This window comes from Haloarcula sp. CBA1127, assembly GCF_001485575.1.
In the GTDB taxonomy this organism is placed as follows: domain Archaea; phylum Halobacteriota; class Halobacteria; order Halobacteriales; family Haloarculaceae; genus Haloarcula.
Window position 1 is genome coordinate 2,430,791 of sequence record NZ_BCNB01000006.1, and the last position, 13,771, is coordinate 2,444,561.

At 63.1% G+C, this 13,771-nt stretch carries 11 protein-coding genes; 3 read left to right on the forward strand and 8 right to left on the reverse strand.

The annotated features are described in order from the left end of the window. Positions 1–136: 136 nt before the first annotated feature. Genes AV059_RS16790 through AV059_RS16805 form a run of 4 tightly spaced genes read right to left on the reverse strand, consistent with a single transcriptional unit; the run spans position 137 to position 4,045 of the window. Positions 137–1,126, reverse strand: a complete 990-nt coding sequence (locus AV059_RS16790; RefSeq protein ID WP_058996276.1) for a branched-chain amino acid ABC transporter permease — start codon at positions 1,124–1,126, stop codon at positions 137–139. Then, positions 1,123–1,821, reverse strand: a complete 699-nt coding sequence (locus AV059_RS16795; protein ID WP_058996278.1) for an ABC transporter ATP-binding protein — start codon at positions 1,819–1,821, stop codon at positions 1,123–1,125. The genes AV059_RS16790 and AV059_RS16795 overlap by 4 nt, the downstream gene beginning before the upstream one ends. Next, positions 1,818–2,630 (reverse strand): ABC transporter ATP-binding protein, encoded by an 813-nt coding sequence (locus tag AV059_RS16800; protein WP_058996280.1) that lies wholly within the window; start codon positions 2,628–2,630, stop codon positions 1,818–1,820. Before AV059_RS16800 ends, AV059_RS16795 begins: the two co-directional genes overlap by 4 nt. 2 nt (positions 2,631–2,632) lie before the next feature. Continuing rightward, positions 2,633–4,045 carry an ABC transporter substrate-binding protein gene (locus AV059_RS16805; protein WP_058996281.1) on the reverse strand — a complete coding sequence of 471 codons (1,413 nt, stop codon included), beginning with the start codon at positions 4,043–4,045 and terminating at the stop codon, positions 2,633–2,635. A gap of 227 nt (positions 4,046–4,272) precedes the next feature. On the opposite strand from AV059_RS16805, the gene AV059_RS16810 reads away from it, so the two are divergent. Further along, positions 4,273–4,971, forward strand: a complete 699-nt coding sequence (locus AV059_RS16810; protein WP_058996282.1) for a cupin domain-containing protein — start codon at positions 4,273–4,275, stop codon at positions 4,969–4,971. Positions 4,972–5,053: 82 nt separating this feature from the next. Here AV059_RS16810 and AV059_RS16815 read toward each other — a convergent pair whose 3' ends face one another. Further along, a complete protein-coding gene (locus AV059_RS16815; RefSeq protein ID WP_058996284.1) occupies positions 5,054–5,758 on the reverse strand; it encodes a helix-turn-helix domain-containing protein in 705 nt (234 codons plus the stop codon). Between the two features lie 153 nt (positions 5,759–5,911). On the opposite strand from AV059_RS16815, the gene ppc reads away from it, so the two are divergent. Together ppc and AV059_RS16825 are read left to right on the forward strand one after the other, a co-directional pair. Next, positions 5,912–8,608: a phosphoenolpyruvate carboxylase gene (gene ppc, locus AV059_RS16820; RefSeq protein ID WP_058996286.1), complete on the forward strand. Its 2,697-nt coding sequence runs from the start codon at positions 5,912–5,914 to the stop codon at positions 8,606–8,608. Between the two features lie 97 nt (positions 8,609–8,705). Then, a complete protein-coding gene (locus AV059_RS16825) occupies positions 8,706–9,158 on the forward strand; it encodes a universal stress protein (RefSeq protein ID WP_058996288.1) in 453 nt (150 codons plus the stop codon). A 25-nt stretch (positions 9,159–9,183) separates the two neighbouring features. Here the strand turns inward: AV059_RS16825 and AV059_RS16830 are convergent, their stop codons facing one another. Genes AV059_RS16830 through glpA form a run of 3 tightly spaced genes read right to left on the reverse strand, consistent with a single transcriptional unit; the run spans position 9,184 to position 13,551 of the window. Next, the gene (locus AV059_RS16830) at positions 9,184–10,560 is read right to left on the reverse strand and encodes an anaerobic glycerol-3-phosphate dehydrogenase subunit C (protein ID WP_058996289.1); all 1,377 of its coding nucleotides are present in this window, start codon (positions 10,558–10,560) and stop codon (positions 9,184–9,186) included. After that, entirely contained in the window at positions 10,557–11,831 is a 1,275-nt protein-coding gene (glpB, locus tag AV059_RS16835) for a glycerol-3-phosphate dehydrogenase subunit GlpB (RefSeq protein ID WP_058997661.1), read from the reverse strand. Before glpB ends, AV059_RS16830 begins: the two co-directional genes overlap by 4 nt. Beyond that, entirely contained in the window at positions 11,821–13,551 is a 1,731-nt protein-coding gene (gene glpA, locus AV059_RS16840) for an anaerobic glycerol-3-phosphate dehydrogenase subunit GlpA (RefSeq protein ID WP_058996291.1), read from the reverse strand. Before glpA ends, glpB begins: the two co-directional genes overlap by 11 nt. Between the last annotated feature and the right edge of the window lie 220 nt (positions 13,552–13,771).

Here is a 13,771-nt window from a genome sequence, read left to right on the forward strand (position 1 = left end):
CGGTGGGTACAGCGCCAGCAGGGCGATGATAACGATATGGGCGGTGTGGTCCCGCAGGTACTCCCGGGGCCATCCCATCCCCACGGTCGTCGCCGGTGGCTCGGACGCCGCCTCGGCGTCAGCCTCGGGTTCGGCGCTAATGGCCCCCCACCTCCTCGACGCCGAACAGGCCCTGCGGGCGGACGATGAGCGTCACCACGAGGACCAGGAACAGCACGAGTTCCGGCAGGCCCGTGAACTCGATGACGTTCTGGAACCACCAAGTCGTCACCGCGTCGGCCATCCCGACGACCAGTGCGGCGACGACGGTGCCACGGAACGTTCCGAGGCCGCCCACAATGACGACGATGAACGCCGGCAGCAGCGTCTCGGCCGCGAGCGGGACGCTCGCACCCCACGTCGGGTCCCACATCAGCAGTGTTCCGGCCGCGCCGGCCAGACCGATACCCAGCGCGAACACGACGGTAAACACCTGGCGAACGTCGATGCCAAGCGCCGACGCCATCTCCGTGTCCTCGCTGCCGGCCCGGATGTACAGGCCATAACGGGTCTTGGTGAGGAACGCCCAGATGCCGACCACGGTGATTGTTCCAAGGAGTATCTGGAACAGCGACATCCAGCCGGCGCTGACGGGACCGAGTGCGACTGGCTCGCGCAGGATCTGTGGCTTGGTCGCCAGTGCGGCCTGCCAGTCCGACAGCGGCTGGAGGCCGTAGACTCCCAGTACAATGCGAACGACCTCCTCGATGACGAGCGTCAGGCCGAACGTCAGCAGGATCTGGTATATCGGCGGCCGGTCGTACAGCGGCCGGATGATGGTTGTCTCGATAGCCCCGCCCAGCACTGTCAACAGCGCAAAGACGATGACGATAGCGACAAAAAACAGACCGAGACGGGTCAGCGGCGCTGTCCCGCCTGTGACTGTGACCACCATCAGGAGGCCGCCGAGGTACGCCCCGACCATCGTCAGCGACCCGTGGGCGAAGTTCAGCACGCCCATGAGGCCGAAGATGAGTGTGAGGCCACTGGCAATCATCACGTACAGCGCCGACTTGGCGAGTCCGTTGACGATGACACCGCCGAGTTCACCGAGGGTCAGAAACTCCGCGAGCGCTTCGACGATCATGCCGACAGATACCTCCTGAACCGCTCGTCGTCAGCCGTCACCGCCGCCGTCTCGCCGTCGTCGACGACGCGGCCCTTATCGAGGATGTAGAACCGGTCGGCTAAATCGAGCGCCAGCGGGAGGTTCTGCTCGACCAGCAGCATCGTCACATCCTCGCTCGCCTTCGACAGCGCCTCGGCAACGTCGGCGACGATCTGCGGGGCCAGTCCCTCACTCGGTTCGTCGACCAATAACAGGTCGTTATCGCCGACCAGCCCGCGAGCGATGGCGAGCATCTGCTGTTGGCCACCCGATAGCGTGCCGGCGTCCTGCCCCCGCCGCTCTTCGAGAATCGGGAACGAATCGAACGCCAGTTGCAGACCGTCGTTCACGTCGTCCGGGTCCGGTATCGCCGCCCGGAGGTTCTCCTCGACACTGAGTTGGCTGAACATCCGACGGTCCTCGGGAATCCAACCCAGTCCCCGAGTCGCGACCTCGTGTGTCTCCAGCCCGACCAGCGACTCGCCGCGGAACGTAATCGACCCCTCGCGAGGTGGCGTCAGTTGCAGGATGGTCCGGAGCGTCGTCGTCTTGCCGACGCCGTTGCGGCCGGCCAGCGCGACCACCTCCCCCTCCTCGACGGAGAGGTCCACGCCTTCGAGGATGTGGCTGTCGCCGTAGTACGTGTGGACGCCGCCGAGTTCGAGGAGGCTCACGCCGTCCCCTCCTCCGAGTCCGGTTCTGACCCGGTCGGAGTTGTATCGCCGTCCAGACTGCCCGGTTCGTAGCCGCCGAGATACGCCGATTGTACGTCGGGGTTAGCCCGTACCTCTGCCGGCGCTCCGTCGGCGATGACCGCACCCTGATGGAGCACGACGACGCGGTCGGAAACGCCCATCACGATGTCCATGTTGTGCTCGACCAGCAACACCGGGTAGTCCTCCGCAACCGCTTCGATGAGGCCCCGGATTTCGTCGACACTCTCCGAAGAGACGCCGGCGTTTGGCTCGTCCAGCAGGAGCACCGCGGGGTCGCCGGCCAGCGCGATGGCGACTTCGAGTTTGCGCTTTGCGCCGTGGCTCAGCGTGCTCGCGAGGTCCTCGGCCCGGTGGGAGAGCCCCACCCGATCCAGAATCTCGTGGGCCCGCTCGGTGAACTCGTCGTAGTGGTCGACGTTGCGCCAGAACGTTGTAGCGTCGTCGCTGTGGGCCTGCTCGGCAACCCGGACGTTCTCCAAGACCGTGCTGTTGGGGAAGACATTCGTCACCTGATAGGAGCGGTGGAGGCCCTTGCTGGCCGTCTCGTGAGGCGACGCGTCGGTGATGTCCTCCCACTGTCCGTCACGCCGGAGTTCGACCGTCCCCTCGGTGGGCGAGAGGCTCCCGGTCAGGAGATTGAAGAACGTCGTCTTGCCGGCCCCGTTCGGGCCGATAAGTGAGCACAGTTCCGCTTCGAGTTCGAAGTCGACGCTGTCGACAGCGGTAAGTCCCCCGAACTCTCTGGTCAGTCCCTGTGTTCTGAGCATACCTACAATGAACAGTCCATCTGGTCGCTGTCCTGCGGGATGGTCGTCTCGTCGGCACTGATACGGGCGAGCGGTTCGCCGGGCATGATGGCGGCGCCCCAGTTGCCGGCCCACTCGTCGGTCGTGGGAATCGGGTTCGCGACGGTCATGGCCGAGCGCGCCTGATTGTTGTATTCCTGGAAGGTGTAGCCGCCCTCGCCTTTCGGCGTGTCGGTGACGGTCATTCCTTTCAGGGCGTCGGCGATGTCCGCGCCCTCGGTCGACCCGCTCTGCTGAACCGCCTGATGGATCGCCGACGCGCCGGTGAAAGTCCCCGCTGAGAACAGGTCCGGGACGACGCCGTAGGCGCTGGTGTAGCTGTCGACAAACGCATCGTTGATTGGGTTGTCGTACTGGTTCCAGTGATACCGGGTCGTGAACGGCCCGAGATGTGAGTCCCTGATCTTCTCGGCTGTCAGGGGCTCGCCGAGCACGCTCTGCATTGTCCCGCCGACGACGCTGTTGGTGATTCTGGTGGCGAACCCGCCGAACACCCGATAGGAGTACTCACCCGAGAGGAAGGCGTTGAACATCGCGGGAAGCGTCGCGACGGTGAACCCGCCTACAACACCCTCTGCACCCGCTTCTTCGGCGTTGTCCAGCAGCCCCTCCCACTCGGCGTATCCCTGTTCAACGAAACGCTCGCCGACGATATCGACCCCTTCGGCTTCCAGCACGTCCCGGTAGTTGTTGACGACCGCGCGGCCGAAACTGTAGTCCGCGCCGAACAGGTAGACGCTCGACACGTCCGTTTCTCTGGCAACGTACTTGCCACCCGAGCGGGCGTCCATTGCGGTGTTCTCGCTTGCTCGGTAGACGAGGTCGCTACAGGTATCCGAGTTTGACGTGATGTCTGCCGACGCCGCCGGCCCGAGCATGATGGGGACCTGCGCCTGATTGACGACCGTCGTGACGACCCGGCTGGCGACCGCCGAGGACGCACAGCCGGCGAGCATATCTACGTCCTCGTTCTCGACGAGGTTCGTCGCCGCCGTCTGAGCCGTGTCTGCCGAGAACTCCGTGTCCCGTATTAGCAGGCGGTACTCCGTGTCACCGGCGGTGATGGTCACCTCGCCGCTGCCGGGCTCGGTCGGCGGGTCGGTATCACCTTTATACGCCAGCCCGGAGAGGAACCCCCACAGGGACTGGTCGCCGTAGTATTTCAGATCACCAGCGCGGGGCTGAAGGACGCCGATGTTGACCGTCTGTGCGGAACCACCGTCGCCTGATTCACCGTTTGTGCCACTGTCCGTCGTGCCGCCGTCCGAATCGTCCTGTTCAGTCATGGATGAGTCGTCACTGACGCAGCCGCTGAGTCCAACAACACCGGCACCGAGCGCGCCGAGAACGCGCCTCCGTGTAGCCGTATTCTGCATAACAGATTATCATAGACTTGTCAGCCACATAGTGTCCTGAGTTAACATGTTAACGCAGTGGGTATCAACGGGGATGGAACACGATCTCGATCCTACTAATAGATGTTACAGGTCCAGTCGCTACAGCCGCGTTCTTGTGTGACAGATTTGAGCCCGCTTACATACCGAGTAAGCAGAACAGAGACTCTTTTCACTAGTCATATGTGTGTCAAATTAAAAATAGGAGCATGCCCTCTCAGATTACAGGCCGACCACTTAGCGACGCCGGTAAGCCGACTGCGGGGCCGGCGCTCGAAATTGACCCGGAAGGACGCGCTATGGGGCTGTTTTCGGATTCTCCCCATGCACTCGCATCGAGTCCGGGCATGGGAATGTGGTCGACGATACTGCAGTACCCGGAATCAGGCGCGGACGGCACTCCCGCCATGCTTGTCTGGCTGAGTCCAGAGGCCACGACACTGCCGGCGCACGTACATACGAGCAGCACAGAGACTTTTCGACCGGTCGAAGGGGAACTGACTGTTGTCGTCGATGACACTCCCCAACACCTCGCTACTGGAGAGGAACTCACGGTTGAACCGGGAGACCCGCATTACTTTAGAAACGATACTGACGATTTCGTTGCGTTCCGGGTGGAAGTCCCATGGACGAAGACAATCGACACGCAATACATGGTTGCAGGACTCGATCACGAGGGATATCTTGGTGCTGATGGCGAATACGGGGAACCCGGTTTCGTGCAGGGACTGTTGCTGGCCGAGTACGTCAACGACGAGACTCGGATTGCCGTTGCGCCACAGATCGTTCAGCGGCTACTCTGGGCTTCCGTCGGCCGAATCGCGCGCCTGACTGGTCGTAGCGCGATGGACGAACGGTACTTACGAGACCGGTTCTGGGAATCGAACGTCGAGCAACCGGATATCTGAGAACCCACCGGGATACCGTGGGGGTCCATCCTTCGTAGCCACTCCGAGCGGAGAAGCGACTATATCGGCGCGAACACCGAACTCAGTCCTCGATGTCGTCCAGCGCTTCGACGACGCGTTCGATCATCTTCCGCTCGCCGCGTCGGAGGTTCTTCGAGACGGCAGGTTTGGACACGCCGAAGTCCTCGGCCAGCGACCCCAGTGTCGCATCACGGGGTGACTCGAAGTACCCTTCGGAGACGGCAGTTTCCAGCGTCTCGCGTTCGGTATCCGAGAGGTCACGACAGCCGTCCACGAGCGTCATCGCCGCGCCGGCATTCTGCACGAGATCCTGCAGCTGTGGGAGCGTCGCCGACGTGCGTTCGACCACGTCGTACTCGTTGTCACGGTCAAGTTCCGAGAGGGTCGTGTCGGCGTCCCGGCCGCGGTCGAAGCCGACGTGCCAAGTCTCGCTGCCCGCCTCGATGTGGAACGGCCCGGTGATGTAGCCGCCGTTGTCCCTGATGGTCTGCATCGCCGCCGTTTCTTCGATAGTCGTCCTGATGTGAGCCGCGTTGTCTTCCCGGCGCAACAGGGCACAGTCGTTCATGTTCTCGTGGGCCTGCAAGCTGTTTAGCCCCGTATCGAGTACCCCCGCGTCCTCGGCCTCGACGACCATCCGCGTCTCCAACTCCCGCGCGCGCTGGTCGAAGTCCCAGTGTACCGCTGCAAAGGCGACGTCGTGGTCTGCCGTCGTGTCGATGAAGGGGCAGTCGTACTGCTCCATGTCCAGAGCGATATCTATCATTGGCAGTCCACTGTATCCTGTGTGATTCGTGTGATACGGTAAAGAACCCCACGATTAATAACAGCCATCTCCTGAAACCGGATTCTTCACGAACGTCTATCCCTGATACACCGTTTCAATAGTGTTTTAGGGCTCGGTTCTGGATGAAGTGGTATGACTTTGCACGCCAGAGAGATAAACCAGGACGTACGGGAGTTGGGTGCGCTCCTGGGCGAAGTGCTGGAGGCACAAACGTCAACCGAGGCGTTTGAAACGGTAGAAACTATCCGGAACTCGTGTATCGACTACCGGCGTGGTGACGCAGAAACACGGGACGAGGTCCACCGGGCGCTGAACCGACTGAATCCGGAAACGCAGGATATCGTCGCACGCGCGTTTACCACGTATTTCGAGCTTATCAATCTCGCCGAGGAACGCGAACGGGTCCGCGAAATCCGGGAAGGCAGTCAGGAGGGCGTGCTGGCCGATAGCGTCGAGGAAGCCGTCCGGGACCTGGCCGAACGGGGGGCCGACCCGGAAGAGTTCGAGCAGGTTCTGGAAGACGTGCTCATCCAGCCGACGTTCACGGCCCACCCGACCGAGGCCCGCCGGAAGACAGTGAAAGCGAAACTCCGGTCGGTTGCCCGTGACATCGAACGACTCGACGAGCGGCGACTCACTGACCGCGAGCAAAAGCGCATCGAACGGGACCTTGATGCTGAAGTGACGAGTCTCTGGCAGACCCCACAGGTCCGTGACCGCCGACCCGAGGTCACCGACGAGGCACTGAACGTCCAGTGGTACCTCGAGAACGTCCTGTTCGACGTCATCGACGAGGTGTACGACGAACTCGAACACACTCTCGAAGACGTGTACGACGAGGACATCGACATCGACACGCTCTACGAGTTCCGCTCGTGGGCCGGCTCCGACCGCGACGGTAACCCCTTTGTCACCACCGACGTGACCGAGGAGACGCTGGAGCGCCAGCGCGACACCGTGCTGCCGCTGTACCGCAACAAGCTCAAAGAGCTCTCCGGCGTGCTGAGCCAGGACGCCTCGAACATCGCGACTGACGCGCTGTTCAACGAGCGACTGGACCGCCACAAGTCTAGGCTCCCCGGCATCGCCACGGAAGCCGAGGAACGGTATCCCGATGAGCCCTACCGCCAGAAGCTCCGGTTGATGCGCGAATCCGTCATCCGGGTCAGCGACGTTCGCCAGGGCGGCTACGAGAACGAGGAGGAACTGCTGACCGACCTCCGCGTCATCGCCGACAGCCTCCGCGAAAACGATGCCGAGGTCATCGCTGAGGCCCACGTCGACCCACTGATCCGCAAGGTCGAGACGTTCGGCTTCACCCTCGCTAGCCTCGACCTGCGCGACCACCGGAAGATGCACACCGACGCCATCGCCGAGGCTGTCGACCGGCAAGGCATCGACTACGCGTCGATGGACGAGGACGAGCGCGTCGAGTTCCTGACCGAGGCGATCCTCCAGGACAACCCCGTCATCGACATGGAAGACACCGAGGGTCTCTCGGAGGACGCCACCCGCGTCCTCGACCGCTTCCGTGCGACCGCCGACTGGCAAAACGAGTTCGGCATCGACGCCATCGACACCTACGCCATCTCGTGGTGTGAGGAGCCCAGCCACGCGCTGGAGGTCCTGTTCCTGGCCGACCAGGTCGACATCGTCGACCTGCCCGGTTACTGCGGGTTCGACGTGGTGCCGCTGCTGGAATCGGAGTATGCACTCTCCGGAGCCCGCCGCATCATGGGCACGCTGTTCGAGAACGAGGCCTACTCCCAGGCGCTGGAGGCCCGGGACAACATTCAGGAGATCATGCTTGGCTACTCCGACTCGAACAAGGAGAACGGCTTCCTCGCCGCCAACTGGTCGCTGTACAACAACCAGAAGCGACTCGCGGACATCACCGACGACTACGACGTGGAGATGCGCCTGTTCCACGGCCGCGGCGGCTCTATCTCTCGCGGTGGCGGCCCGATGAACGACGCCATGCTGGCCCTGCCAAACGAGACGGTGACCGGCCAGATCAAGTTCACCGAGCAGGGCGAGGCCATCGCCGAGAAGTACGCCAACCACGACATCGCCGAGCGGAACCTCGAACAGATGCTCAACGCCCAGATTCGGGCGCGCCAAAACGCAATTGATGAGCCCGTCGAGGAGATTCCCGACGAGTGGGCGGACGCGATGGAGACGGCGGCCGACGCCGCCCGTGACGAGTATCAGGACCTGCTTGAGACCGACGGCTTCGTTGAGTTCTTCGAGCAGGCGACGCCGATCACCGTCATCGAGAACCTCAACATGGGCTCGCGGCCGGCCTCCCGAAGCGAGGACCGCAGCGTCGAGGACCTCCGTGCCATTCCGTGGGTGTTCTCCTGGACGCAGGCCCGCTGTATCATCCCCGGCTGGTACTCGATTTCGACCGGGCTGGACGCCTACCTCGAAAACGGCGGCGACATGGAAACCCTACAGGAGATGTACGAGAACTGGCCGTTCTTCCGGACGAAACTCGACAACGCGTCGCTGGCGCTCGCCCGTACTGACCTCGGAATCGCCGAGGAGTACGCCGACCTCGCTGACCCCGAACTCCGCGAGCGCATCTATCCGCGTATCGTCGAGGAGTACGAGGACACCGTCGAGAAGGTGCTCGAAATCACCGGGCAGGACGGCCTGCTCTCGCGTGAGTGGTTGCAGGAGAATCTCGAGCGCCGGAACCCGTACGTCGACCCGCTCAACCTGTTGCAGGTCCGCCTGCTCAAGCAGTCCCACCGGACCGAAACCGAGCGTCGGACCCTGCGGCTGACCGTTCAGGGTATCGCGGCCGGAATGAAAAACACCGGGTGAGCCACTGAACGACGCCAGCTAAGGCGGCGTTGTAACGACTTACTACGAAAGTAGTACCCATCGAAGGATTTACGCGTCTGCCCCCGGAGTAGCCGGTATGGCACTCGAAACTGTTCTTCTCGCAGTTGGACCGAACGACGCCGACCGAATTGACGAACTCGCTGACGCTGTGCTTGATATCGCGAGCCCGGCCGATGCGACGGTCATCGTCGCACACGTATTCACCGACGACCAGTACGACGGCGTCGTCGACAGGCTCGAATTCGAATCGACCGGCGAAGCCGACCCCGACGAGGTCGCCGACCGCCACACAACTGTCCGGGAACTCGTCTCGCGGTTCGACGACGCCGGCCTGTCGACACAGGTCCGGGGTGCCGTAGGTAACCACGGCGAGCAGATCGTCAGCCTCGCCGAAGCCACGACCTCGGACCTCGTCGTCGTCGGCGGCCGCAAGCGCTCGCCGACCGGGAAGGCCGTCTTCGGCTCCACCGCACAGGAAGTCATGCTGAACGCGCCGTGCCCGGTCACGTTCGTCCGCGGCGAAGACTAAGACCGCAGAAAACGAGTTTTTCCAGTTACTCTACCAGCGCGGCTTCGAGGAGTTCGAGCGGATGTCGGATCTCGTAGCCGCTCCCGTGTTCCATCTGCATCGCGCAGGTCGGGCACTCGGTCATGCCGGTTTCGCCTTCGGCGTGTTCCATGTGCTCGAACATCTCCTCGCCGATCTCCATCGACTTCTCGTATTTCTCCTCTTTCCAGCCGTAGGTCCCCGAGATGCCGGAACAGGAGTCGCCGACGTCCTCGACTTCGGCGCCGTCGAGGTCACGGAACAGTTCGACGGCTTGGCGGTCCAGCCCCTGATTCCGTGAGTGACACGGAGCGTGGTAGGCGAACTCCTCGGCGAGGTCACCGTCCACGTCGGCCGCCTGCACTTCGCCTTTGAGGTCTTCGTGGATGCGGAGGTACTCGACGGCCTCGAAGGTGTTCTCGGCGACCTTGTCGATGCCGTCGATATCGAACAGTTCGGGGTACTCCTGTCGGAGCGCCATCGAACACGAGGTACAGGAGGCAATGGCGTGGTATCCCTCGTCGACGAGTTCGGACATCGACGAGACGTTCGTCTCGGCGTGGCGGCGGGCGTCGTCGAGCATCCCGTTGGCGAACATCGGCGTTCCAGAGCACTTCTGTTCGGGCGCGACGACCTCGTAGCCGAACTCCTCGTACACCCGGACCATCGCCTTGCCGACCTCCGGCGTGTTGTAGTTGGAGTAACAGCCGTGGAAGTACGCCACCTTCTTGTCGGCGTCCTCGGGGAGCCCACGCCGTTTTCGTGCCGCCTTCGCGTTCTCCCGTGACTGGACCTGACCGCCGCGGTCGGCCCACCAATCGCGGAAGGTCTGTTTTGCGAAGGCAGGGAAGTCACGCTCGCTGGTAACGCCGAGCGTCTTCTCCATGACCCAGCGGGCCGGCCCGAAGTTCATGGCGAAGTTCGCGAGTCGGGGAACCTTGCTCGCCAAGAACGCGGAGGTTCGGTAGTTCGCGAGGATGCGGTTGCGGATGTACTCGACGGAGAGCTTGTCCATCTGTTCGCTGACGTACTCCCCGCGGGCGGTGTTGTGCATCTGGCTGAGCGGGACACCCGACGGACAGGCGTTGTCACAGCGCATGCAGTTCGAGCAGTCCATCACCGAGTCGTCGATCTCGTGGTCGTCGTCGGACTGCTTGAGCCGCCACTGTTCGGGGCCCTGGAACTTCGGGCCGGGGAAGTCGTCGTCGACCTCCGCGACGGGGCAGTTCGTGTCGCAGGTCGAGCATTTGTAACAGGAGTCCGCGCCGGGCCGGAGGTCGAAGTCGTCGCTGTCGGGGAAGACATCAACTGGTTCGAACTCCTCGCCTGTGTTCGGTGCTACCGGGTCAAACTCTGTCTCTGGTGGGGTTTCAGCGTCACTCATCGTGCCTCCTGTGCGGCGCGCTGGCCCGCCGCGTAGCCTGTTGCGATCGAGACCCCGCTACCGGATTTCTCGGCGGCGAAGTCATAGCCGCCAAGCACCGAGCCGGCAGCGCGCAGGTTCTCGAACTCGTTGTGCTCGCTCGCATCGAGGGGTCGAAGGTCGCCGTCGGTCGCCACGCCGTAGCGAGCGAACTCGTGGTCGCCGAACAGTTCGCCCTCGAACCAGTCGTAGCGGTCCGCGGCGTGGGGGACGTGGCAGTCGAACACCGGTTCGTACACCCCATCGCGGTCGGACTCGACGCCCTTTCCGACGAAGCCGCCGGTCGCGAGGACGTACTGGTCGGCGCTGTTGGGTATCTTCGCGCCGTTCTTCTCGATAAATACCTTCTCGATACGGTCCTCGCCATCGAAATCGACGACAGGGTTACCGGTCTCGATGCTGGCTCCGGCCTCGTCCAGCGCCGAAAACAGCGCGTCTTCGAGACGGAGGCCGGGCAGCGACGGCGGCCCCATCGGGACCTCGAACACGTCGACGCCGAGGTGGTCGCTCAGTGTGTCGCGGATCGCGCCGGGGTTGTCGTCGCCGAGAACCGCCGGGAAGCCGACCCGCTCTTCATCCTCCAGCAGCGGGTTCACGCGCTGGGCCAGCGCCTCGCGGGCCGGAACCATTCGCCCGCGAACTGCCACCTCGCTGTTGGTATCGAGCAGTTTGGCGTACCGTGTGACCTTCGCGTCTGCGCGCAGGTCCCCGGGGAATCGGATTGTCTCGCCACGCACGTCGAATGGCACGCCCGTCGCGTCGAGATGGGCAGCGACGTGGGGCGCGTCGAAGTCGACCATCTCCTCGATGCCGACCAGCAGCGTGTCGCGGGTGTCGCTGGCCAGGCCGGCGCTGGCTCCAGCCGGGTAGCGGGCGGTCGGTTTGATACTCCCGCCATGGGTCGGCAGGAGCGCGTTCGTGTCCGTGTGCTCACCTTCGTAGGTCGGAACCGCATCGTCGAACAGCGACAGTGCGTCCCGCACCGTCTGGACGCCTACCTTTCGGTACGGATGAGTCTCCGGCAGCGACGGAATCGCCTCGTACGGGTCGGTCAGCGGGCCGTCGCCGTCCGGCGTGTAGCCGAGCACGTCCACCAGACCCGACGCCTGTCGAAGTGTGCTCTGTTTGTAGGAGACCAGTCGCACGTCCGCTCCCTCGCGGGCGGCCGCCAGCGCACTGGTCAGCCCACCGAGACCGCCGCCGATAACGAGTACCTCAGACTCAATAGCCATCTGTCCCTCCATCGGCGGCCACGTCCGCGCTGTCGACGCTGCCGCCTGTTTGTCCGCGGCCCGAATCGAACGCCGAGAAGTCGACCGGTTTGCCGTCCGCCGGGTCCTGATCGCGGTTCTGTGTGGTGGCGTGCAGTGCGTAGTTCAGTGCCGCCTGAGAGAGCTGTTCGCCCCAGAGGGCGTGGCGCTGCCCCTTCCAGCGTTCCTGGAGCAGTTCGTCCCAGGCCTCGCGGACGACCGGCTCGTCGTACTCCGAGTGGAGTTCGCTCGCCATCCGGTGCGAGCAGAAGCCGCCCTGACAGTTGCCCATCGACGCCCGGGTACGGATACGGACGGCGTTGAGGTCCGAGCCCGACCCCTCGATAGCGTCCTGAATCTCGGCGCGGGTGACGCCCTCGCATTCGCAGACGGTCGGGTTCGGCCCGTCGGTTTTGAGCACGTCGTCGGCCCGGGAACCGAGTCGCTCGACACTCCGGCGGCCGATCGGCGACCGGAGCCCGAACTCGTCCATGTAGTCCCGGAGCACCGAGAAGTCCTCGCTGCCCGGCAGTGGCTCGTCGGCGGTCCGGCAGTCAGCGTCGATGCCGAACTTCCCGCAGACGTGGTCGGCGATCTGTTCGCCCATCATCCGGTAGGTAGTGAACTTCCCGCCGACGATGCTGGTCATGCCGGGCAGGTCGTCGCGCTCGTCGTGGTCAAGCAGGAAGAAATCCCGCGTGATGTCCGTCGGGTCGTCACTGCCGACGTCCGGTGGTTCGTACAGCGGACGGACGCCCCAGAATGAGCGGATGGTCCGGGCTTCGTCAAGCATCGGAATCAGCTCCGAGAGGGTGTCGATCATCATGTCGACCTCCCACTGCTCCTCGGGGTAGTCCTCGGGGTCTTCAACCTCCTCGTCGGTCGTGCCCAGAATCGCAGTCGTCTCGTGGGGCACGACGATGTCGGCGTCGCCCTTGGGACGACAGCGGTTGATGACTGTATCGACCTGACGGATGTTCATGATGGTCATGACACCCTTCGAGGGGCGAACTTCGATGTCCAGCCCGGCCATGTCGCCGATGCGACCGGCCCAGGCTCCCGTCGCGTTCACGACGTAATCGGCGCGGATTTCCTCGGTTCCGCCTTCGGTGCCGTGGACCCGCTTTCCGGGACCGGAGTCGTGTTCGACTTCGATGCCGACTACTTCGCCGCTCTCGACGATGAGGTCGGTGACCTTCGAGTGGGTCTCGATGCGTGCGCCGTGTTCCTGTGCGCTCGCGGCGTTCGCGACGACCAGTCGGAACGGATCGATAGCCCCGTCAGGAACGCTGATGGCCTTGTCGATGTCCTTCGCCAGGTGTGGTTCCATCGCGCGTGCCTCCTCGCCCGAGACGACCTCGGCGGGAATACCGCATTCCTCACAGCCGTTGAGCTTCTTCTGGAAATACTCCTCAGAGTCCTCAGGACGCTTGACGAACAGGCCACCGGTCATTTCGACACAGTGGCTTGCGATATCACGCAAAACTCGGTTTTCCTCGATACACTCGGTCGCACTGGCCTGATCCGAAACGGCGTACCGCCCGCCGCTATGGAGTAGCCCGTGCATTCGACCGGTGGTCCCGTGGGTCAGATTTCCCTGTTCTACGAGGGTCACGTCAAGCCCGCGCATCGCGAGGTCCCGCGCGATGCCCGCCCCAGTCGAGCCGCCACCGATGACGGCGATGTGTGGTGTCGGTCCCATCTATCTTTCCGTGATTTTGGAGCGCACACACTTCACTTTACCGTTGCTGGTGTTTGGGTAGTAAATTTTCTAAGTAATCATGAGGGATAGCTCAAACCCGTACTGTTACTTGTGGGATGTTAGCATACAAGTCTCACTAACTATTGAGAGAGGGGATTGCACATACTTTGTTATATACAATCAATAGTCACATATCTTCAATTTCTATAGATTCAAGACA

What these genes read in the sequence shown, in the direction of transcription:
- AV059_RS16790 (WP_058996276.1), bottom strand. Translation starts at nt 1,126, where the DNA reads ATGATCGTCGAAGCGCTCGCGGAGTTTCTGACCCTCGGTGAACTCGGC.
- AV059_RS16800 (WP_058996280.1), bottom strand. Translation starts at nt 2,630, where the DNA reads ATGCTCAGAACACAGGGACTGACCAGAGAGTTCGGGGGACTTACCGCT.
- AV059_RS16805 (WP_058996281.1), bottom strand. Translation starts at nt 4,045, where the DNA reads ATGCAGAATACGGCTACACGGAGGCGCGTTCTCGGCGCGCTCGGTGCC.
- AV059_RS16810 (WP_058996282.1), top strand. Translation starts at nt 4,273, where the DNA reads ATGCCCTCTCAGATTACAGGCCGACCACTTAGCGACGCCGGTAAGCCG.
- AV059_RS16815 (WP_058996284.1), bottom strand. Translation starts at nt 5,758, where the DNA reads ATGATAGATATCGCTCTGGACATGGAGCAGTACGACTGCCCCTTCATC.
- ppc (WP_058996286.1), top strand. Translation starts at nt 5,912, where the DNA reads ATGACTTTGCACGCCAGAGAGATAAACCAGGACGTACGGGAGTTGGGT.
- AV059_RS16825 (WP_058996288.1), top strand. Translation starts at nt 8,706, where the DNA reads ATGGCACTCGAAACTGTTCTTCTCGCAGTTGGACCGAACGACGCCGAC.
- AV059_RS16830 (WP_058996289.1), bottom strand. Translation starts at nt 10,560, where the DNA reads ATGAGTGACGCTGAAACCCCACCAGAGACAGAGTTTGACCCGGTAGCA.
- glpB (WP_058997661.1), bottom strand. Translation starts at nt 11,831, where the DNA reads ATGGCTATTGAGTCTGAGGTACTCGTTATCGGCGGCGGTCTCGGTGGG.
- glpA (WP_058996291.1), bottom strand. Translation starts at nt 13,551, where the DNA reads ATGGGACCGACACCACACATCGCCGTCATCGGTGGCGGCTCGACTGGG.